Origin of the sequence: Bacillus alkalicellulosilyticus (assembly GCF_002019795.1) — a bacterium.
Taxonomy (GTDB): Bacteria; Bacillota; Bacilli; order Bacillales; family Bacillaceae_F; genus Bacillus_AO; species Bacillus_AO alkalicellulosilyticum.
This window is the reverse complement of record NZ_KV917381.1, coordinates 1,225,384-1,245,486: the sequence shown is the minus strand read 5'-3', so window position 1 is coordinate 1,245,486 and position 20,103 is coordinate 1,225,384. Positions and strand designations below refer to the sequence as shown.

The window sequence follows — 20,103 nt, the reverse complement described above, 5'->3', positions numbered from 1 at the left end:
TTAATTGTGTTTTTCAATAAAACGTTTCCACTCATGTTCAAAACTATCATCAGCCTTAAAATCAACTGTTAGGTCCTCGTCACTACTATGATTAGTTGGTGCCGCTTGCTGTGTTTCTCTTTTGACAAGCTTGATCCCGTAATAAATAATTGCTCCTGCAATCACCATCCCAACAATCATATGTGCCTTTCCAATAAGCATTAAAATACCAAAGATGAGTATAATGGTTCCAAAGGTTTTTGCTCCTTTAGTTTCAGCTGTTTTCATTTTAGAGTAGCCATACCAAATCAGTAAGCCTGCAAACGCAACTCCTAGTAATCCACCTAAGTGTATTCCTAATGTACTTAACAGAATATTTCCTCCAATAAGCAGGAGAATAGCTCCAAATATAATTTTACCTGTCACGTTCATCTGTCTCGCCTCCTTCTTTTTAAGTTACTCTCATTGTAAGCCACACTCTATCTTCCCAAAACAAACATGAGGATGGTTTTGCCCTCCGTCTCTAGATGGATTTTGCGTCCGTCTGCTAGTTGTGACCATTCTTTGAACAAAGACTTACCACTCCATATAGCTTCCGAAAATTCGATATAATGCAGGAGTGATAGTATAATGTAGGATAAACCTTCATAACGATAGGACAAAGAATACTAAGAGGTGTGTGCAGATGACAGAAGTAACAATTTGGTTAGCCTTTTTAGCTGGGGTTGTATCCTTTCTTTCCCCTTGTGTCTTTCCCCTAGTTCCAGCTTATTTGGCACAACTAACAGGAACTAACGTAAGTAATAATCAAATCCAAGCCGAACGTGGAGTGATTCTTTCTAGAAGTGTTGGCTTTGTGATTGGGTTTACAGTCGTATTCTTAATTTTAGGTGCTACTTCAACGTTCATTGGTCAATTCTTTTTAAGTAATCGACAACTGTTTGAACAAGTTGGGGGAGTGATTATTACCGTATTTGGGTTGCAAATGGCTGGTATTATATCCATTCGTGCTTTACTCACGACAAAAAACCTTCAATCTACCCCGAAAAAATCGACTAGCTTCTTCGGGTCCGTATTATTTGGGTTTGTGTTTGGGACAGGGTGGTCTCCATGTATTGGCCTTGTTTTATCTTCTATTTTAGTTCTAGCCAGTCGTGCAGAGACAATGGGAAGTGGCATGCTTCTTCTCTTTATTTATTCAATGGGGCTTGGTTTACCATTTGTCTTAGTAGCTATGCTGTGGTCTCGATCCTTAAATAAAATAAAAAAATTAAACCGACTTCTTCCTACCATTCAAAAGGTGAGCGGGTATATAATGATACTATTAGGAATTTTATTATTTACAGGGCAATTTGCGATTATTTCTGCGTACTTAGCTAGGTTTATCCCTTTTAACATCTAATGAAATTGAGGTGTATGTATGATAGAAGTTGCGATTGATAAAAGACTAGATGAGCTTTTTTCTGAAATGGTGTCGATTCGACGTCACCTACATCAAAATCCAGAGCTTTCTTTTCAGGAAGTCGAGACTCCTGCTTATATTGCAGAGTATCATCGTAGGTTAGGAAATGAAGTAAAAACAGGAGTAGGCGGACGTGGAGTCGTGGCGACTCTTCGTGGCGCACAGCCAGGCAAGACGATTGCGCTTCGTGCTGATTTCGATGCACTTCCTATTCAAGATGAAAAAACGGTTGATTACAAATCAAAGGTTGATGGAGTCATGCATGCTTGTGGTCATGACGGCCATACGGCAACACTATTAGGGCTTGCTAGAGCTCTTGTCGAGAACAAAGCTGACCTTGAAGGAACGATTGTTTTCATTCATCAACATGCTGAAGAATATGCTCCTGGTGGGGCGATTGAGATGATTAACGATGGATGCCTTGATGGGGTTGACTTTGTATTTGGTACCCATTTATGGGCTACTGAACCATTAGGAAAGATTCAATATCGTAGTGGTCCTATCATGGCTGCTGCCGATCGCTTTGAGATTGTCGTCCAAGGTCAAGGTGGACATGGGGCAATGCCTCATTTAACGAAAGATGCGATTGTTATCGGTTCTCAACTCGTAACCAATCTACAACAGCTTGTTAGTCGCCGGGTTGACCCTCTTCAATCTGCGGTGTTATCCATCGGAACGTTCGAAGCTAAAAATGCTTTTAACGTGATTGCTGATTCAGCTAAACTTATTGGGACTGTCCGAACGTTTGATGAAGACGTTCGAACGTTAATGGAAAATGAAATTCGCCGTGTGGTAGATGGTACTTGTTTGGCAGCTGATGTATCAGCCACTTATTCCTATTACCGTGGCTATCCCGCTGTTGTGAACCATGAGGATGAAACTATGACCCTAGCATCACTCGCTCCGAGTGTCCCTGATGTGAGCGACGTTGAGGAAATGGCTCCTCAAATGGGTGGTGAGGATTTTGCCTATTACCTTCAACACGTGAAAGGCAGCTTTTTCTTCACGGGCGCACGAAATCCAGAATTGGAAATCGCGTACCCGCATCACCATCCAAAGTTTGATTTTGATGAACGAGCGATGCTCATTGCAGCAAAAACGTTAGGTCGAATTGCACTTCATTATGCGAAAAGCTAGGATTTATTATTTGCAGTAGGCGATTTTGGAAGAATAGCGGACACACAGTCCCCTATTTCTTTCAAAATCGTCTTTTTCAATTGCTATCGGACACACGTTCCGCTATTTGTTGAAATTTTAGCTAATTTCATCATTTTCATAGCAAATAGGTGCATCTGTGTCCGATAGCGTTAAAAAAAGAGAAAAATCTAGAAAATAAGGTATTCTGTGTCCGATAGAAACTCCCATGAGCCAACACCGCTCTTGGCTTGGCACGGCTACGCTCGTGCTTCGAGAAACTCCCATGAGCCAACACCGCTCTTGGGAGTTTCTCTACACCTGTATCCAGTTTTGGTAGATGGGTTGGTAGCCTTTTTCTTGTAGCATCGTTGTGATTTGTGGGACGGTGCGTTCATCAGAAGTTTCAAATTGTTTAACACTCGAATGCTCGTTTGTGTACCCTCCAACTTCTGTACTCGAAGCGGCCGACATTTTTGTAACTCCTAGCGGGAGGAGATGATCCCTGAAAAACGCACTTTCTCTTGTTGATAATGTAATTCCTGCTTTAGGTAAAAATAAACGCAAGGCTAACATGCTCTGTACAAAATGAACATTATCTACTTCGGTGATTGATGAGTCACTTCCTACATAAGGCTGAATTCTTGGGAGAGATACATTGATTTCTGTTCCAAGGTACTTTTTTTGAAGATACTCAGCGTGCATTCCGGTGAAAAATACTTCTGTTCGCCAATCCGATAAGCCTAACAAAGAGCCAATCGTTACGTTTCTCATTCCCGCTTGACACCCTCTCTCTGGTGCATCTAAGCGGTAACGATAATCACGCTTTGGTCCTTTTACATGATACTTTTTATACTCTTGTCTATCATATACCTCCTGATAAACAGTCAGTCCATCAACCCCCTCTTCCACAAGCTCTTGATATTCCTCTGTATGCAATGGATTGATTTCAATCGCAATGGATGAAAAATACTTTTTCATGACAGAAACGACGTCTTTTAAGTACGATACTGGCGTGTGTTGTTTCGACTCACCCGTTAAAATGAGAATGTGCCGTAAGCCCATGCTAGCAATTGTTCTTGATTCTTCTTCAATTTCGTCTAACGTCAACCGTTTTCTCTCAAACTCATTAATGATACTAAAACTACAATATGTGCAATGGTTAACACAATAATCGGCGATATAAAGTGGTGTAAATAATAAAACTGTTTTGCCGAAGTGCTGGACTGTAAGCTTGTGAGCTTTTTCGGCCATTTCTTCGAGAAAATTTTGGGCTACAGGTGATAATAAGGTTAAGAAGTCTTCTTCCGAAAGCACCTCTTGGTTAAGCACCCTCCTCACATCTTTTTCTTCAATCGAACTAAAAAACAAATCAAAATTGCGCGTCTCCATTTTTTCTATATACGTATAAAAGCTCAATAGTGCACCTCCCTATTTGTGTAAAAAGCCTGTTAGTGGTGATGACGCACTCGCCTTTGATTGAGTGGCTCCAAGACCAGCTAAATAAGCCTCTCTACCCGATTCGACAGCCAGTGCAAATGCTTTTGCCATTCGGACAGGGTCTTTTGCGGTCGCAATCGCTGTATTGACAAGAACTGCGGCTGCTCCTAGCTCCATGGCTTCGGCAGCTTCAGACGGCTTACCAATTCCGGCATCTACAATAATTGGAACGCTCGCTTCGGCAATCATAATTTCAATCAACTCTTTTGTTTGTAAACCTCGGTTTGTACCAATTGGTGCGCCTAGTGGCATAACGGCGGCTGCTCCTACTTCTTCTAATCTTTTAGCAACCATTAAATCTGGACTCATGTATGGTAAAACAACAAAGCCTTCTTTTACTAACGCTTCAGTGGCCTTTATCGTCTCAAAATTGTCTGGCAGAAGATATTTTTGGTCAGAAATGACTTCAATTTTCACCCAATTCCCCATACCTGCTGCACGCGCTAATCTTGCAATTCGAATTGCCTCATCTGCATTTCTAGCTCCCGATGTATTAGGTAGAAGAATCATATGTTTTGGGATATGATTCATAATATTGTTTTCAGTGGAATGAATGTCCACTCTTCGTAACGCTACTGTAATGACCTCAGAAGCTGAACTAGAGACAACCTCAGGAATCATGTCCTCACGACCAAATTTCCCCGTTCCAATAAAAAGCCTACTTTTCACTTCTACTCCACTAATAAGCAAACTATCTTTCATTTTTGTCACCCTCTTTTTCTATGGCTATCTTTTTTACTCTATCAATTTTTTAAATAAATGGATGTGATTTATTTCACAATCTTAATTAAAACATTTCAAAAAAGAACGTAAAAAAGAGTCAAAAGGAATATCACCTTTTAACTCTTTATCTACTAATTTTTTATTCAAATAGTGCAGAATGAATGCTTGTCCAAAACGATTTGTCCTCTTGTCCCATTCTCCACATTGATACTCCTGCTAGGTTATATTCTTGTACAAGCTTTGTTTTCGCTGCAAGGCTTGCTTCGTTTTCAAACCAGACAACATGTCTGTCACCTTGACTATCCACATAATAAAAGTAAGGGCTTTGACTAGTTTGGTCCCACTGTACCGTTGCATTTTGGTCAATGATTAGTTGTTTGATTTGTTTCATCGTAAGAGCTTTATGGCCTGTTCCTTTTGTCAAATTCCAATCATACCCATAGGCAGGAAGGCCAATCAGCAATTTTTCACTTGGAATGTTTGCTGTTGTATAATCTAACACATTTTTAACCCAGTTATGACCTACAACTGGACCAGCAGTTCCCCAAGAACCATGTTGATCATAGGACATCACTTGGACATAATCTACTAAACCACCTAATGCTTTAAGGTCGAAAGTACCAGACCAAGCCCACGTTGGACAGTCACAAGTTTTAGCTGGAACTGAAACCATGACAGGGTAGGAATGAGCATGGAATACGTCAACTACGCGTTCCATAAATTGTGTGAAAACAACTCTATCATTTGCATACATATTTTCAAAGTTTATATTAATACCGGCATACTGATTATCTTGTACTAACGTTAACATGTTAGCAATTGTCTTTTCTCTTAACTCATTGTTTCGTAAAATTTGACTAGCTAATGCCGGGTCAAACTTATTCTGAATCGTTGCATACGCGGCAACCCCATTATTATTTGCAAACGAAATGCCTTCTGTTGGCAAAAATCCTGAAATCGTGCCATCAGCATTTACATCAAGTGAAGCTGTCCCTATTGAGTTCATGTATTCGTGATGGTCAACTAACGATTGATATGAATTTCTATCTGTTGCCCAATACTTTGTATAATAACCAAAAATCATATACGACTTTTCTTTTGATTCTTCTACTTGTACTTCTTTAACAGGTAGCAATAAAACTTGTCCTACTAATATCATATCGCTAGTTAAGCCATTAATCGCTTTAATTTCAGCTACTGTTGTATCATGAGCCAAAGCAATAAAAAAGAGAGTATCTCCTGATTTTACAACATAAGAAAAATAAGCGCCCTCCTCAACAGGAACTACATCCTCTTGATAGTCATTGTTGTCTTCTTCCACTACAGGAGCTTGCTCTTCAGGCTTTTCTTCTACAACAACAATTTCCTCGACTTGCTCTTGGACAGGTACAGGTTGAGATTCTGGCTCTTCTTCAACCACGACAGTATTATTATTGTTTCCTCTCCCAGGGTTTTGTTTTTCTTCGGTTACATTGTTATTACCTTTACCGTTATTTCCTTTAGATGCATCAGCAACTTGATTGATTGGAAATAAGCTGAAAATAAGAATTAAAATAAGTGCTAGTACCGGCCACTTCTTCACAAAATCCACCATCCATTCCTTGAATATAGTTTTATATTAAAATTATAATCTACAATGCTAGCGTTTTCTTGTGGTAAGTGATGGTAGTTTTTTGTAACAAAAAAGGACATCAGGAGGCAAGTTTGACTTACTCCGACATCCTTTTACCTTATTTCTCTTCTAATAAGCGAATACGATAGCCGTTCATTGCGGTTTCACCAAGTACATCTAAAAAATGATAGTTAGCTGCTGCACCAACAATCGCTCCAAACCCGGGAATTAATTGAAGCATTTTTACTAGGTCGATATGATCTCGGTATTCTAGCTGGAATTCCTTCCAATCCAACGCTTCTAAATATTCCTTCTCAGAGGGTAACGTTTGAATATAAGATGGCCAGTCCGAAACAATAGAAAAAACCTCCTTTTTCTTTTCGTCACTTGAAAACGCTAGTTGGAAAAGATAAAGAATGAATAAACGTTCTCTGTAATCTTTAACATCAAATCCATATGTACTAGCAGCATCAAATAGGAATTTCATCTTAATGCTTAAGAGGAGCGGGAAATCTGCCATTCCTAACAGAATTCCACCTGCCCCAGTGCCGGCTCCTTCAATAGCTGCTGTTTTCTTGTATGTGCTCAGTCTTTCCTTCACTTTTTCTTCTCTCTCTGCAAAAGTGGCATCTGTCATTACCGTTACTTTTGTCGTGTATTCTGATCCAAGCAATGTAGCATGAACCATATTTTTTATACTTGCTGTTACGACTTGATGTACCTTTTCTGGAATCAATTGATTCATTTTTGTTTGAAATCGTTTCGCAACCTTTGCCTTCATTGATTGTTGCTTCCTCATCTTACGTTTCCATCGTAACAGGTCTTCTCTTACTGTCTCTTCATATGACATAGCGTTCCTTATCCCTCCACCGTTCTCAGTTTACGATAGACTAGCTTAAAGCTATAAAAGTAACTAAAAATCGTACCTACTGAAAACAATATGAGAACATTTACGAAACTTTCCTGATAAGCGAAAAGTATTAATGTGAAAATGATAGTCTTACCAAGTAAGAGGCGAAATAAAATGCTTGAGAAAGAATTCTTTTTTTCTTCTTCTGCAATGGGATATAAATCTACCCATAGTTTTGTATGATAGTGGTTCCATAGCGTCGATAATTGCAAACCCGACATATAAATGAATAATAAAAATAAAAGGATTCTAATTGGTCCCGGTGGAATCACAATCAATAAAATCGCGCCAACAATTAATATCCGTACGAACATTCCGAAGTAATCATTTGCCCTTAGAAATGAGCGTAAGAACAAGTAATTGAATGTATTTTTTCGAGTAAAAGAAATTCCTGTAAGTATAAACTGCAACCATCTGCGGGAGCTTACTTTATTCTTAAGCTTCGGAACATCAGTGAATTGATTGGCAATGCGGTAAAACATTGTAAGTAACCGTTCTTCCATTTCAATTAACTGCTCCCACTTAATACTGTGTTGACGCCCAAAGTGTCGATAATAAAATAGATAAAGAATGGCCATTATCGCCAAAAGCCCAATGATATAAGCAACATGTGCAAATGCAAAAATGATAAAGGTAAACACAAGATTTACGATGAGGCGTAGCATCGTATGTTTTACTCGTTGGTCTGTTTCCTGTAAACGATACTCCTCCCAACTACAAACTACATTCCACACTTTAGCAACAAATAGAAGACCGATTACACCATATATTGCACCAGGCATTTCATTTACACGTTGCGTAAATAAAGGAGATAATAGAATCATCACCACTAGTAATGAACAACACTGAAGAATCGCCGTGTAGATAATAGATGAACGAAAATATCGAGTAAGCTTATCTTCAAGAGGTGTCAAAAAAACAACGTCTCCTTGTGTCAAAAATGTCCGGATTGGACTTCGTGTTAACAAATAGCTCATGACAGCAATAAACACATAGGATGCTGGGAATTCTTTTGGCAACCAGTTTAGCAAAATACTATAATAATACGCCCCGATTATAATTAATAAATATATCGTAAATAAAAAACCACTATTACCTATCAAACGTAAGTAGCGAATGGCCATATTCCAATATTCTTTTACCCGTTGGTTCCATAACGTGTCAGTTGACTTCATGCTCGGTCATCCTTTGTCATTTCGATATAAATATCATCAAGTGTAGCCGTTGGCATGTTGATGGCTTCTCTCATTTCATGAAGTGTACCTGTTAAAACAATTTTCCCTTGATGTAAAATGATAAACCGGTCACAATACCGTTCTGCGGTTGCTAAAATATGTGTTGACATCAAAATTCCAGCACCCCTTGTTCTACGCTCATACATCCAATCTAAGAATGATTTTATTCCAAGAGGATCTAGCCCAACAATCGGTTCATCGACAATAAATAAAGGTGGATCTACGAGGAAAGCACACATAATCATAACCTTTTGTTTCATACCTTTTGAAAAATGGCTAGGAAACCACTTTTTCATTTTGGACATCTTAAATTCTTGAAGTAGTTTTTCAGCTCGCTCTTCAAATAAAGGTCTTTCAATATCATAGGCCATTGCGGTTAACTCTAAATGTTCCCATAGCGTTAATTCATCATATAAAATAGGCGTTTCCGGAATAAAAGCATACGTTTGCCTATAGTCATTTTTATTTTCTAAAAATTTCTTACCGTTAATTTTTATAGTCCCTTCGTGTGGCTCCATTAGTCCAAGGATATGCTTAATTGTCGTACTTTTCCCAGCTCCGTTAAGACCGATTAAACCAACAATTTCCCCTTTACCAATGGTAAAACTGACATTATGTAATACCTTTCGTTTTACGTTATATCCACCACTTAGACCGTCAACTTCAAGTATATGATTCATAACTCTCTTCCCTTCACTTCTCATGTCCATGAAACTTTTTCCTTTTTATTGTAACAGATATTAGGCTGATATCTAAACTTAGACGGTCAGAAAACCTCCAATAGCAAAAAAGACACTCGATTCATTTCCCCTCTCATTAAGCATTCCGTTAAAATGAAATTGAATTGTAAAATGGTTGATAAATGATATCTAACTTTTAGGGTGAATTGCATCCCGACTAAGAAAACGGTATTCTATTGTAAATAATACCAAACCGCATCGAAAGGGTGAAGAACATGACATTTGACCCAAATTGTATTTTTTGTAAAATTGTGAAAGGTGACATCCCTGCCGCGAAAGTATATGAAGATGAGAATGTATTGGCGTTTCTTGACATTAGTCAAGTCACAAAAGGACATACTTTGGTCATTCCTAAGGTTCATCAGAAAGATATTTTTGAACTCACACCGGAAGTGGCTTCTTCTTTATTTTCAGTTGTGCCTAAAATTGCAACAGCAATTAAAAAAACGTTCAAACCCATTGGACTCAACATTGTGAATAACAACGGAGAAGCAGCTGGACAGTCTGTCTTTCACTATCATATCCATCTGATTCCAAGGTACGGAGAAGGTGATGGTTTTGGTGCTGTCTGGAAGGATCATAGCAAGCAATATCAGCCAGTTGATTTACAAAATATCGCTACCGCTATATCGACATCTATCGAATAGTCAATTTTATGTGAATATTGTAAAAAACGATAGCTTTATGTCTATCACTCGTGATACCATATGAATATTATTTTTACCTATTTATTATAGTAAAGAATTAAAGGAGTGGGGAACGTGGAACGTGCTTATAATTTTAACGCTGGACCTTCAGCATTACCTCTTGAGGTTTTAGAGAAGGCTCAAGCAGAACTCATCAATTTCCGTAATAGTGGGATGTCAGTGATGGAATTAAGTCATCGTAGTAAGGAATATGATCAGGTTCATGAAGAGGCTCAACAACTGTTACGTGAGCTTTTGCAAATTCCAGATAACTATGATGTCATGTTTTTGCAAGGTGGAGCTAGCCTTCAGTTTTCAATGATACCAATGAATTTACTTGGAAAAGGTCAAACTGGGAATTATGTATTAACAGGTTCTTGGTCAGAAAAAGCTTTAAAAGAAGCGCAGTTGCTTGGAGAAACAATAATAGGGGCTAGTGCCAAGGATTCAAACTATTCTACGATTCCTGATGTTAAAGATATACAAACATCACCAACTGATGCCTACTTACATATTACGTCTAACAACACGATTTATGGTACGCAGTGGAAAGAATTCCCGAAAGGCTTTGACCTTATTGCAGATATGTCTAGTGATATCTTAAGTCGCCCATTAAACGTTTCTGATTTTGCTATGATTTATGCAGGGGCACAAAAAAATCTAGGTCCTTCTGGAGTTACGGTAGTTATCATGAGGAAAGACTTACATGATAGAACGCCAGAAAATACACCAACTATGCTTCGCTATGATACACAAGCTAATTCAAGTTCTTTATATAATACACCTCCGACATTTGCCATTTACATGTTAAACAATGTGTTAAATTGGGTAAAAGAACAAGGAGGAATTGAAGCAATCACTAGCAAAAATGAAGCAAAAGCAAAACTGATTTATGATGCAATTGATGAAAGTGAAGGCTTCTATAAAGGACATGCTGACAAAGCTAGCCGTTCATTGATGAACATTACATTTACACTTCCATCAGAAGAACTTACGAAAAAGTTCTTAACTGAAGCAAAAAAAGAAGGATTTATTGGTCTCGGGGGTCACCGTTCAGTCGGAGGATGTCGTGCATCTACGTATAATGCGGTTCCTGTAGAAGCTTGCGAAGCCCTACGCCAATTTATGGTCGAATTCAAAAACAACAACTAATAATCAAAATGGTAAAGCCGTTTTGACTACTTAAGAAAAAAAGCACCTATGGATCTTATCCATGGTGCTTTCTTCAAATCAAAATTAACTTATCAATAATAGTACAATAGTAATCCCCAAAAACATTATACTTAAAAGCATTAATTTTATTGAATATTTCTTCACTTTGTTTTTTTCATCAGCAGGAATATTCCATTGTTTTGCTTTAATAAAGGTATGAATGGAACCATACCCTAACAACATCGCTGTGGCAAGTAAGCCAAAAATGACTCCGCTCATCTTCCCCCCTCCTTAATGGAGTATATGTGGCAGAGGATAAAAATATGATTGTAAAGTGGAATAAATTGGGATTTACGAAAGGAGCTTAATTCATATGAACTTAAAATCAGTTGTTGCGGGTATTGTTACTGGAACTGTATTAGCTAGTGTTGCAACATTGCTATATACCCCCCAATCAGGGAAAGTTGTTCAACAAAATGTAAGACGCTCTATAGATGAGGTAAAAAACAATTATCAATCGGCTACAAACCTTTCCACTCAGCTTAAGAATCAAGTAGTCTCAACATCAAAAGAAGGTGCAAGTACACTTAAAATTGTATCTGGAGAAATCAAAAACTCAGTGGAACAATGGAAAGAAGATGTTCATCCTTCATTACAAAAACTTGAAAAAGATATTGAACAATTACGAAATACAGTAGAAAACTTTCGATAAACCCATTATAATAAAAGTAGTGAATTTTCTAAAAATAGTTTTTAGATAAATGTTTTCATTTATGAGAAAAAGAAAAAGGATAATGGGGGAGAATCATGGACAACAATGTACCATATTCGGTCAAACAGTCTATATTGTTTAGCCATAAGGTAGCTCAATTAAGTAAGGCATTATGGAAGTCCGTTGAAAAGGATTGGCAAACGTGGATTAAGCCATTTGATTTAAACATCAATGAACACCACATTTTATGGATTTCTTATCATTTAGAAGGAGCATCGATTTCCGATGTTGCCCGGTTTGGGGTAATGCATGTTTCCACTGCGTTTAATTTCTCTAAAAAGCTTGAAGAACGTGGTCTATTAGCATTCTCAAAAAAAGAAAATGATAAGCGAAATACTTACATTTATTTAACTGATGCAGGTGAAGAGCTTTTAATGAAGACATTAGAGAATTATAAACCTAGTACGTATACCGTATATGGTGGAGCATTGCCGATTAAAGATTTATATGGAAAGTTTCCTGAATTTTCAGAGCTAATGAGTATTGTACGTCATGTATATGGGCATGATTTTATTGATATTTTCGAAAAGTCTTTAGAAAAATTTGAAGAGGACTTTACTGATGAAGATGGTATACTTACACGTAAAATAACAGCTAATGTAAAATAATCTTTTTTTACTATTAAACTTTAATGGTTTTAAACGTTAAAGGATAAAACTCTTATTCTTAGAAAATAAGAGTTTTTTTTGTGTCCAAAATAAGCAGTAAAAATGAAATCGCTTTAAATGTGAAACTCTTTATTTTTTTTGTCGAACCTATTGATTTATCTTTTAAAAAGGCGTAAATTAAGCAAAGAGATAAGGAGGTCTTACGTTTGAACTGTTGGAAATCAATAAATATATCTCGAGATTATGGGTCCATTAGGTTATCCATGATTTCTTGTATATCCATTCTTATATTTTTTCTTTTTTATTATTTATTATTAAGTTCCCTTATTTCTGTAACACAATATATTGAATATGGGATACTACCTATTATCCTTGGTATTCCTACTGTTATTCTTTTGCATAAATTATTCCATTGCATTCCAATATGGCTCTCTGGGAACAAAGCTAACATCGAAGTCGTTATGGCCGATAGGATACCAAGAGTATTTTGTTGTATCCCTCAACCATTACATCGGAATACATGCATCCTGTCAGCGCTTTTTCCAGTGCTACTTGTAACATCAGGGTGTTTTATTGGAGCTACTTTCTCCCCTGAACATTTACATTATTTTGCTATATTTGCATCAATTAATTTTGGAATGAGCATTTATGATTTAATGTACGCTTACCAGTTAACTAAAGCTCCAAAAGATTCCCTTATTGAAGATCACCGTGAAGGGTTTCATATATTAATAAAAAGATATTAGAATAAAGAGGGTGGGACAAAAGGTTGTACTGAACTTTTTGTTCCACCCTCTAAGCAATGAGCGAAAACGCCACCTTTTTTAAAGCCCGTTATGAGGGTTTCTCACAACGGGCTTTGTGGCTAGTGAAGCCAGTCCCGGTGTTTTAGCTAGTACTGTCCCTGCCCCTTGAAGAAATAAGCATAATCGCCATTGTTTGATTGTTATTCTTCTTCTTGAAATGAAACTTGAAGTTCAATATGGTCTTTTAATAAATCAAATTCAACAAACGATATTTCGGCACCGTGGCCTACTTCTATGTCCTTCAAGCTTATATATACGACACTTTCACTTGGATACAGCTGAACCCATTCAGGAAGCTCTACAAAGTTTTTTACAATTTGCAGCACTTGGTCACTCGGTACGATGAATTGTCCTAAGGAGAATTCTTCAACGGTGAGTAGTAACTCTCCTTCGCTCCCAACTTCTGGGCTCAGAAGTACTTCAACAGGAACATTTCTTCCTAAAATTGAAAATGTTGAAGAAAATTCAACATACTCTTCTCCTAGATAAACTTGGTATGAAACCTGGTCCTCTTCATCGTCTGCAAGCCTGTTCTCGATAAATCGGTTTAAGTCATCCTTTGACGTATTAATAAAAAATACCGCCTCCCCCTGTTGCAGGGTTGGGCTCGGGAGTGGACTATCCTCAATATCAGGGAAAAACTTTTGTAATATGATTGCCCCGATTACAAGTAACACAACTACTACTCCTAGGAGAGAAAAAAATGCTATTTTCCAAATCCGTTCTTTATTCCCCACATTCTATCTCCCTTCGACACTTCTTAGGTCTTCTCTTATTTTACCTCATATAAAAAACAAAAATCTATGCAAAACAGGTATCTTTTTGCATAATATTTTGTTAAAGTTATATAGTGTACTCTAAACACAAGGTTGTTGCATTTGAATTGGAGGCCAAATTATGTTTTTCTTTTTCGGTATTTTTGCTTCGTTTATTTTATTTACGATAAACTCAATGACGAATGCTCTTTGTTTGCAAAAAGAGATTCCCGAGGAACGCCAGCCAAAAGTATTTCGTACTATTAATGTACTATTGACAATTTTACTTACATCGACATATGTAAAAATAATATTTACGTAAACGAAAGGAAGAAGACTAATCGCTTCTTCCTTTCGTTTTTTTATAATAAACGATTATACGCCGTAGCCCCAGCTAGCTCCGATAATCACTAGCAAAATAAACAGCACTACAAGTAACGCAAATCCTCCAGTGTATGCGTGGCTCATGATTTGGACCTCCTTTTATATTCAGACTTTCAGGGAGAAACCATTTCTTATTCTTGATTTGTTTTCTTTAGTACCATGAAGCTCCTACTATGATGAGTAAGATGAACAACACGACAAGTAACGTAAACCCACTAGTTGAGTAAGTCATCTAAAAACACCTCCTAATGCTTCATCACGATATCCTATGCCAAAAGGATTAAAACGTACTAGGCATTTCCCCTAATTTCATCACTTAATTTTACAAATGATTTTTTGGACGAAGTATGATATAGTAGTTTTTGTGATCTTTAACTACTATTTACTTATCTTTGAGGAGTGGACAAGTTTATGAACAAAAAGGTTCTTTCTGCTGCAGGCTTAGCTGGTATGCTACTTCTTACTGCTTGTGCAGACAATGGAAATGAAGCATCTGGTACTGCAATTGTAGAAGTTGGGGAATATACAATTTCTTCTGATGAGTTTTACCAAGAACTCAAAGACAAACATGGGGAACAAGTTCTAATGGGACTCGTTTCAAGAAAAATTCAAGCACAAGTTATGCAACAAAAGAAAGAAGAATTCGGGATTACTGAAGATGACATCGATGAGGAATTAGCTAACTTAAGAGAGCGTTTTGATGTGGAAGATGACGAGCATTTAATTCGTTTCTTGGAAATGCAGTTCCAAATTACTGTAGCTGATGTGAAAGAACTACGTGACGAACTCGTCTTACCACAAGTAGTATCTGAGCGTATGGCTACTGATGAAGCAGTTGCTGCTTATTTTGAAGAAAATAAAGAAAACTTTATGGAAGTGCATGCTAGCCATATTCTTGTAGAAGATGAAGAAACTGCAAACGAAGTATTGGAAAAGCTTGCTGCTGGTGAAGACTTTGCTGAACTTGCTAAAGAGTATTCTACAGACGGCTCTAGTGAACAAGGTGGAGATTTAGGTTCCTTTGGAAAAGGTCGTATGGTAGCTCCATTCGAAGCAGCTGCATTCTCACTTGAAGAAGGAGAAATCAGTGACCCTGTTCAATCCCAATTTGGATTCCATATTATTAAGGTTCATGAGAAAAAAGTTCCTGAGCTTGAAGAGGTAGAAGATCAAGTTAAGGGCGAATATACGAATAAAGTGATGACTGAATTATTTGATGCAATTGAAATTAATGTAAAAGACGAGCAATTCAAAGGATTATTTGATAAGCCTGAACTTGACGTTGAAACTGAAGTAACTGAATAAAAAAAAAGCAAACTGGGGGTGCAATTGCACACTCAGTTTGCTTTTTTGCGTTGTCTTTCCGTTTCAATACGTTCCATATAGATTTCTCCCTCTTTTTCAATGAATTCTTTATCGATATCTTTGTCTTCTAGCGTGTATTTTACCATCATAAACCCACTATAAATGATACCAAGCACTGCAATGTATACCCATAGAGGACCTGCCCCTAATAATACTGGCATCGTTACGCCCCTTGCCATATATATCAGTACCAATAGTGCCAGAACGCCTAAAACTAACCCTTTCTTTTGTAGTACCTTTTCCATTACGATCACCCTTTCCGAATGATGGTGTTGTCCACTTTGTACATCCTATGCTCGTCTAAAAGCGAATATGTTAAATAAAATACGACTTTGATGTATTTTTATAATAGTAATCAGCGAACCAAAAAAGGGGCTGGGACAAAAGGTTAAAACAACCTTTTGTCCCACCCTATTGACAACCGTTGTTTTTCATTTGAATCATATTACTTATCTTCTAATGTATTCTTTTCTTCAAATCCTCCGCGTGACAAATCGATATCTTTACCACGATACTCGTCAATTTCACCATCAATTGTACCTTCCACATAGGCATCACTAACTTGCTCATGTGTCATTGCCAATCCTTGGTCAATATCGTTAGAGCTATTGTAATTGGAAGGTTCATACGAATTTGTTGCGACTTGATCTGCATCAGTCTGAGATAGCTTTTCATTGCGTTTCACTTTAAAACAACCTCCTTTCTTCCTTAGCTTGTCTCTTTTCCCAAATGCTATTTAGGGAAAATAAACCAATAAAGGTGGACAATAGGTTGTTCGGTAATGAGTATTTTTTTCATAACGGGATTTGAGGCAATGAAGATTAGAGGATGAGACATAAAAAAGGGGGAATACGGACTGTCGAACAGGATACTATATTGTCCGAGTCCGTTACAAGACCGAATACGGACTTCCCACGAAGAAACGGAAGCATACGGGTCCGAAAAGAGATTGAAAATAAGATGGCTAGGCCCCTCTTGAGCCTAGATATTATCAAGAAGGACAATGAAAAAGTTAAACCTAACTTTTTCATTGTCCTCAGTTATTGAGATTTACCCCTTTGGTAATGATAACGGCGCTTCATGAAATGAAGGCTTGTACAAAGAACGATTTTCAAGTGCCATCACACGTTCTGTAAATTCACCAGGTTGAACTCTCTCTAGGGAACGGTCCATCATATTCATTTTTGCATCGATGTTATCGATCATATGAAGAATTTCAGCTTCCTTTACTAATGGTGGTTTGGGACTCCCCCACTCACCTTTGCCATGATGACTCAACACCATATGTTGTAGGATAAGAACTTCTTCTCCTTCAATTTCAAGCTCTTTAGCCGCTTCTGCGATTTCATTGACCATGATTGTGATGTGTCCTAGTAATTTCCCTTCGATTGTATAAGCTGTATCAAGAGGGCCAGAAAGTTCCTTTACTTTTCCTAAGTCATGTAAAATGACACCAGCATAAAGTAAGTCAGTATCTAGACTCGGATATAATGCAGCAATGGCTCGAGCTAAATCTAACATGCTAACGACATGATAAGCTAAGCCCGATACAAACTCATGATGATTTTTCGTAGCTGCTGGCATCTCAATAAAAGCTTGTTGGTGCTTTTTTAACAAATGTCTTGTAATTCTTTGGATTTTTGGATTATTCATTTCAAATATATATTGAGTGACTTTGCTTAACATATCTTCTTGTGATATCGGTGCAGATTTAATAAAGTCCGCTACTTTGACATTGTCTAAAGCAGAAGTCGGACGAATGTTGGAAATCTTTAGCTGATGTCTACCGCGGTACGCAGTTACTTCTCCGCCAACATGAACGATCGTTTGATGAACGAATGTTGCTTCATCCTCAGGAGAACATGCCCATAATTTTGCTTCAATCTCTCCCGTATGGTCACATAACATTAACGTTAGAAATGGTTTACCGTTGCTAGCCATACCTTTAGTGACAGATTTAATTAATAAATAACTCTCAAGTGATGCTCCAACATGGTAATGTGCGATTCCCTTCGACATTGTATCCACCAGCCTTTACTTCAATTTCTTACTGTAAGTATAGCACCAACAAATGCAAAAGGAACTGAAAAATGCATCAGTTCCTTTCTTTCTTGCCTCTTAGACTTCTTTTATCTTGTTTTTGTGGAAGAACAACTGTAAATCGAACTCCATTTTCACGATTCACCACAAAAGGATACCCTCCATGTAGTTCAGCTATTCTTTTTACAATCGCTAACCCAAGCCCGAATTGACCTTTATTTCCTTTATGAAATGGTGCAAAAATAGTAACAAGGTCTCCGTCAGGAATATGTTCTCCGTCGTTTTCAACTGAGATATGAACTTCTTGGTCAATATACTCAGCTATAATCCAAATTTTACTCAAAGCATATCGTAGTCCATTTTCAATGAAATTTTCTAGAATCACTTGGAGCTGCTCGTAATCTCCTTGGAACTCAACATCGGCCCCTTCAATGATAAAGGAAATATCCTCCCGTTGCATTCGAAACCGTTCTTCAATTTGAAAAGCAATTTCCCCAAAAACAATCGCTTCATGATTAGGTTTTTCATCCTTTAGTGAATCGAGCTTTGTATAATAAATCATATCCTTGACTCGTCGTTCCATTCGGTGCGACTCCTGAATTATAACATCCATTGTCTTTTCTAGATTTTCTTTTGGTAGGATCGAATCCTTTGTTGCTTGAGCATAGCTTTTGATTACCATAATAGGTGTTTTTAATTCATGAGAAGCATGCTGAATAAATGTCTTCTGGGCCCGGTCATATCTCATTAAATTTTGACGCATCTGCTCAAATTGATCCGACAGCTTTTGGAAGTCTTCATCACCCTCCCACTTAAACGGTTCTTGCCAATTTCGTTTGGCGATTTGTTCAAAGTGATTCCCTAAAATAATTAAAGGCTGCTTTAAATAGTGCTTTAAATAAATGGCAGGAAGTAAGCTTAATGCACTTGTGAGCAAGAGAATGTACATCAGACGTTCCCATAGCTTGTTCACCATTTGATCGCGATATGTGTCCCACATATAAGAAATCGCAAACACATCCTCACCATCAGCGGTTTTCATTTTAGAAATGATATAAAATAACGTCGCTCCTCCGTACGTTAGCTCATACCTTCGACTCGTGCTTTCTTGTTGAAGTGCATTTACACCCATTTCTCGTAACACTTCCTGAGGAATGCGGTCGCCTCCTAACACCGAACCATAATAGTTAATAATAAAAACATGCCCTACTGAACGAACGGCTTCCCTTTGTTCGATGAAATCGAGCTCTGATTGTGGTGGTTCAATATTATGATAGGGATTTAACCGCGCTTGCTCCAATTCAATAATACGATAGGTTTCCTCTGTTAACGTACCCTTTATGGAAATTGGGTAGATGATTATAATAGATAAACCTACAAGTACAATTAAAGAAATAAAGGAGAGCCAGATTCGTTGAGTAAGATTCACTCGAATCATGAAATTAAGACCCTATACCCATAACCATATAAAGTTTCTAGATGAATTCTTGGCATCTTCTTACGCACACGTCGAACAACATCATCGACTGCCCGCTCAGATCCATAGTAGTTTTCGCCCCAAACATGTTCAATAATTCGCTCTCTCGAAAAAGCTTTACCAATATCTCCTGTTAGAAGTAAAATTAAGTCCATTTCCTTAGTTGTTAAATCAACCGCTTCTTGGGTATCTGATTTTTTATCAATGACAGTTCTCCCAATTGGGTCAATACTATAGTCGTTTAGCTCAATCTTTCGTTGCTCCTGTTGCCCTGATCCATACACTCGTCCAAGTAACTTTTTCGCTCTTATCACTAATTCTTGAGGAAGAAATGGCTTAGCTAAATAATCATCGCTCCCCATCTCCAAGCCAAGAACACGATCTAAGTCTTGGTCTCGTGCTGAAATAAAAATTACAGGTGTATCCGCATGCTCTTTAATTCCTTTTAATAATTGATAGCCATCTATCCCCGGAAGCATAATATCTAAAATCCACAAATGGGGTTTTTCTTGTATTGCTTCCTGTGCCTTTAATCCATCTGTAAATGTTTTAACGGTCCAACCTTCTTTTTCTAAATAAGCCTTAATAACTTCAACGAGGTTTTCTTCATCTTCTACTAAATGAACTACATATTCACTCATACTTTTTCCCCCTACCCAAAATGAAATACAATGAAACTAGGCGTTAATCATGACGGATAAGTATATATATGAAAAAATCCCACTTGCAAAATAAGCAGGATTCCCTCCTAATACCTTGTCTA

25 protein-coding genes are annotated in these 20,103 nt (G+C 37.6%); 9 read left to right on the top strand and 16 right to left on the bottom strand.

All coding sequences use genetic code 11. The features are described from left to right. Nucleotides 1-411 (bottom strand): LiaF transmembrane domain-containing protein, encoded by a 411-nt coding sequence (locus tag BK585_RS06300; RefSeq protein ID WP_078552634.1) that lies wholly within the window; start codon nucleotides 409-411, stop codon nucleotides 1-3. A gap of 253 nt (nucleotides 412-664) precedes the next feature. Here BK585_RS06300 and BK585_RS06295 point away from each other — a divergent pair, with 253 nt between their 5' ends. Together BK585_RS06295 and BK585_RS06290 are read left to right on the top strand one after the other, a co-directional pair. Continuing rightward, nucleotides 665-1,381 carry a cytochrome c biogenesis CcdA family protein gene (locus tag BK585_RS06295; RefSeq protein WP_078552633.1) on the top strand — a complete coding sequence of 239 codons (717 nt, stop codon included), beginning with the start codon at nucleotides 665-667 and terminating at the stop codon, nucleotides 1,379-1,381. An 18-nt stretch (nucleotides 1,382-1,399) separates the two neighbouring features. Then, a complete protein-coding gene (locus BK585_RS06290; protein WP_078552632.1) occupies nucleotides 1,400-2,578 on the top strand; it encodes a M20 family metallopeptidase in 1,179 nt (392 codons plus the stop codon). A gap of 312 nt (nucleotides 2,579-2,890) precedes the next feature. On the opposite strand, the gene thiH is transcribed toward BK585_RS06290, so the two are convergent. The 6 genes from thiH to BK585_RS06260 all read right to left on the bottom strand — a co-directional run bounded on the left by thiH (nucleotide 2,891) and on the right by BK585_RS06260 (nucleotide 9,235). Next, nucleotides 2,891-3,994, bottom strand: coding sequence for a 2-iminoacetate synthase ThiH (thiH, locus tag BK585_RS06285; RefSeq protein WP_078552631.1), 1,104 nt, complete (start codon nucleotides 3,992-3,994; stop codon nucleotides 2,891-2,893). Nucleotides 3,995-4,006: 12 nt separating this feature from the next. After that, nucleotides 4,007-4,777 carry a thiazole synthase gene (locus BK585_RS06280; RefSeq protein ID WP_078552630.1) on the bottom strand — a complete coding sequence of 257 codons (771 nt, stop codon included), beginning with the start codon at nucleotides 4,775-4,777 and terminating at the stop codon, nucleotides 4,007-4,009. Between the two features lie 160 nt (nucleotides 4,778-4,937). Continuing rightward, nucleotides 4,938-6,380, bottom strand: coding sequence for a glycoside hydrolase family 18 protein (locus BK585_RS06275; RefSeq protein WP_170885494.1), 1,443 nt, complete (start codon nucleotides 6,378-6,380; stop codon nucleotides 4,938-4,940). Between the two features lie 148 nt (nucleotides 6,381-6,528). Next, nucleotides 6,529-7,260: an EcsC family protein gene (locus BK585_RS06270; RefSeq protein ID WP_078552628.1), complete on the bottom strand. Its 732-nt coding sequence runs from the start codon at nucleotides 7,258-7,260 to the stop codon at nucleotides 6,529-6,531. Between the two features lie 8 nt (nucleotides 7,261-7,268). Next, complete coding sequence (locus tag BK585_RS06265; protein ID WP_078552627.1) at nucleotides 7,269-8,495, bottom strand: ABC transporter permease; 1,227 nt, start codon at nucleotides 8,493-8,495, stop codon at nucleotides 7,269-7,271. Beyond that, nucleotides 8,492-9,235, bottom strand: a complete 744-nt coding sequence (locus BK585_RS06260) for an ABC transporter ATP-binding protein (RefSeq protein WP_078556655.1) — start codon at nucleotides 9,233-9,235, stop codon at nucleotides 8,492-8,494. The genes BK585_RS06265 and BK585_RS06260 overlap by 4 nt, the downstream gene beginning before the upstream one ends. A gap of 275 nt (nucleotides 9,236-9,510) precedes the next feature. On the opposite strand from BK585_RS06260, the gene BK585_RS06255 reads away from it, so the two are divergent. Together BK585_RS06255 and serC are read left to right on the top strand one after the other, a co-directional pair. Beyond that, nucleotides 9,511-9,942, top strand: coding sequence for an HIT family protein (locus BK585_RS06255; RefSeq protein ID WP_078552626.1), 432 nt, complete (start codon nucleotides 9,511-9,513; stop codon nucleotides 9,940-9,942). Nucleotides 9,943-10,056: 114 nt separating this feature from the next. After that, on the top strand, nucleotides 10,057-11,133 hold the full coding sequence (serC, locus tag BK585_RS06250) for a 3-phosphoserine/phosphohydroxythreonine transaminase (RefSeq protein WP_078552625.1): 1,077 nt from the start codon (nucleotides 10,057-10,059) through the stop codon (nucleotides 11,131-11,133). An 84-nt stretch (nucleotides 11,134-11,217) separates the two neighbouring features. Here serC and BK585_RS06245 read toward each other — a convergent pair whose 3' ends face one another. Beyond that, nucleotides 11,218-11,412 carry a hypothetical protein gene (locus BK585_RS06245; protein WP_078552624.1) on the bottom strand — a complete coding sequence of 65 codons (195 nt, stop codon included), beginning with the start codon at nucleotides 11,410-11,412 and terminating at the stop codon, nucleotides 11,218-11,220. 94 nt (nucleotides 11,413-11,506) lie between these two features. Here BK585_RS06245 and BK585_RS06240 point away from each other — a divergent pair, with 94 nt between their 5' ends. The 3 genes from BK585_RS06240 to BK585_RS06230 all read left to right on the top strand — a co-directional run bounded on the left by BK585_RS06240 (nucleotide 11,507) and on the right by BK585_RS06230 (nucleotide 13,259). Beyond that, on the top strand, nucleotides 11,507-11,845 hold the full coding sequence (locus BK585_RS06240) for a YtxH domain-containing protein (protein ID WP_078552623.1): 339 nt from the start codon (nucleotides 11,507-11,509) through the stop codon (nucleotides 11,843-11,845). A 95-nt stretch (nucleotides 11,846-11,940) separates the two neighbouring features. Continuing rightward, complete coding sequence (locus BK585_RS06235) at nucleotides 11,941-12,513, top strand: HTH-type transcriptional regulator Hpr (protein WP_078552622.1); 573 nt, start codon at nucleotides 11,941-11,943, stop codon at nucleotides 12,511-12,513. 206 nt (nucleotides 12,514-12,719) lie between these two features. Next, nucleotides 12,720-13,259, top strand: coding sequence for a DUF3267 domain-containing protein (locus tag BK585_RS06230; RefSeq protein WP_078552621.1), 540 nt, complete (start codon nucleotides 12,720-12,722; stop codon nucleotides 13,257-13,259). 200 nt (nucleotides 13,260-13,459) lie between these two features. Here BK585_RS06230 and BK585_RS06225 read toward each other — a convergent pair whose 3' ends face one another. Continuing rightward, a complete protein-coding gene (locus BK585_RS06225; RefSeq protein ID WP_078552620.1) occupies nucleotides 13,460-14,056 on the bottom strand; it encodes a YpmS family protein in 597 nt (198 codons plus the stop codon). Nucleotides 14,057-14,216: 160 nt separating this feature from the next. Between BK585_RS06225 and BK585_RS06220 the strand changes: the two genes are divergently transcribed. Beyond that, nucleotides 14,217-14,396: a hypothetical protein gene (locus tag BK585_RS06220; protein WP_078552619.1), complete on the top strand. Its 180-nt coding sequence runs from the start codon at nucleotides 14,217-14,219 to the stop codon at nucleotides 14,394-14,396. A 53-nt stretch (nucleotides 14,397-14,449) separates the two neighbouring features. Here BK585_RS06220 and BK585_RS06215 read toward each other — a convergent pair whose 3' ends face one another. Both BK585_RS06215 and BK585_RS06210 read right to left on the bottom strand, forming a co-directional pair. Beyond that, nucleotides 14,450-14,542: a YjcZ family sporulation protein gene (locus tag BK585_RS06215; RefSeq protein WP_078552618.1), complete on the bottom strand. Its 93-nt coding sequence runs from the start codon at nucleotides 14,540-14,542 to the stop codon at nucleotides 14,450-14,452. A gap of 67 nt (nucleotides 14,543-14,609) precedes the next feature. Continuing rightward, a complete protein-coding gene (locus tag BK585_RS06210) occupies nucleotides 14,610-14,690 on the bottom strand; it encodes a YjcZ family sporulation protein (protein WP_078552617.1) in 81 nt (26 codons plus the stop codon). A 179-nt stretch (nucleotides 14,691-14,869) separates the two neighbouring features. Here BK585_RS06210 and BK585_RS06205 point away from each other — a divergent pair, with 179 nt between their 5' ends. After that, nucleotides 14,870-15,763, top strand: a complete 894-nt coding sequence (locus tag BK585_RS06205) for a foldase protein PrsA (RefSeq protein WP_078552616.1) — start codon at nucleotides 14,870-14,872, stop codon at nucleotides 15,761-15,763. A gap of 32 nt (nucleotides 15,764-15,795) precedes the next feature. Here BK585_RS06205 and BK585_RS06200 read toward each other — a convergent pair whose 3' ends face one another. From BK585_RS06200 to BK585_RS06175, 5 genes are all read right to left on the bottom strand, one after another. Further along, entirely contained in the window at nucleotides 15,796-16,068 is a 273-nt protein-coding gene (locus tag BK585_RS06200; RefSeq protein ID WP_245805794.1) for a sporulation YhaL family protein, read from the bottom strand. 200 nt (nucleotides 16,069-16,268) lie between these two features. Continuing rightward, on the bottom strand, nucleotides 16,269-16,508 hold the full coding sequence (locus BK585_RS06195; RefSeq protein WP_078552615.1) for a YozQ family protein: 240 nt from the start codon (nucleotides 16,506-16,508) through the stop codon (nucleotides 16,269-16,271). 365 nt (nucleotides 16,509-16,873) lie between these two features. After that, a complete protein-coding gene (gene yhaM, locus BK585_RS06185; protein WP_078552613.1) occupies nucleotides 16,874-17,842 on the bottom strand; it encodes a 3'-5' exoribonuclease YhaM in 969 nt (322 codons plus the stop codon). 76 nt (nucleotides 17,843-17,918) lie between these two features. Beyond that, nucleotides 17,919-19,301, bottom strand: coding sequence for a sensor histidine kinase (locus BK585_RS06180; protein ID WP_078552612.1), 1,383 nt, complete (start codon nucleotides 19,299-19,301; stop codon nucleotides 17,919-17,921). After that, nucleotides 19,298-19,981, bottom strand: coding sequence for a response regulator transcription factor (locus BK585_RS06175; RefSeq protein WP_078552611.1), 684 nt, complete (start codon nucleotides 19,979-19,981; stop codon nucleotides 19,298-19,300). Before BK585_RS06175 ends, BK585_RS06180 begins: the two co-directional genes overlap by 4 nt. Nucleotides 19,982-20,103 lie beyond the last annotated feature (122 nt).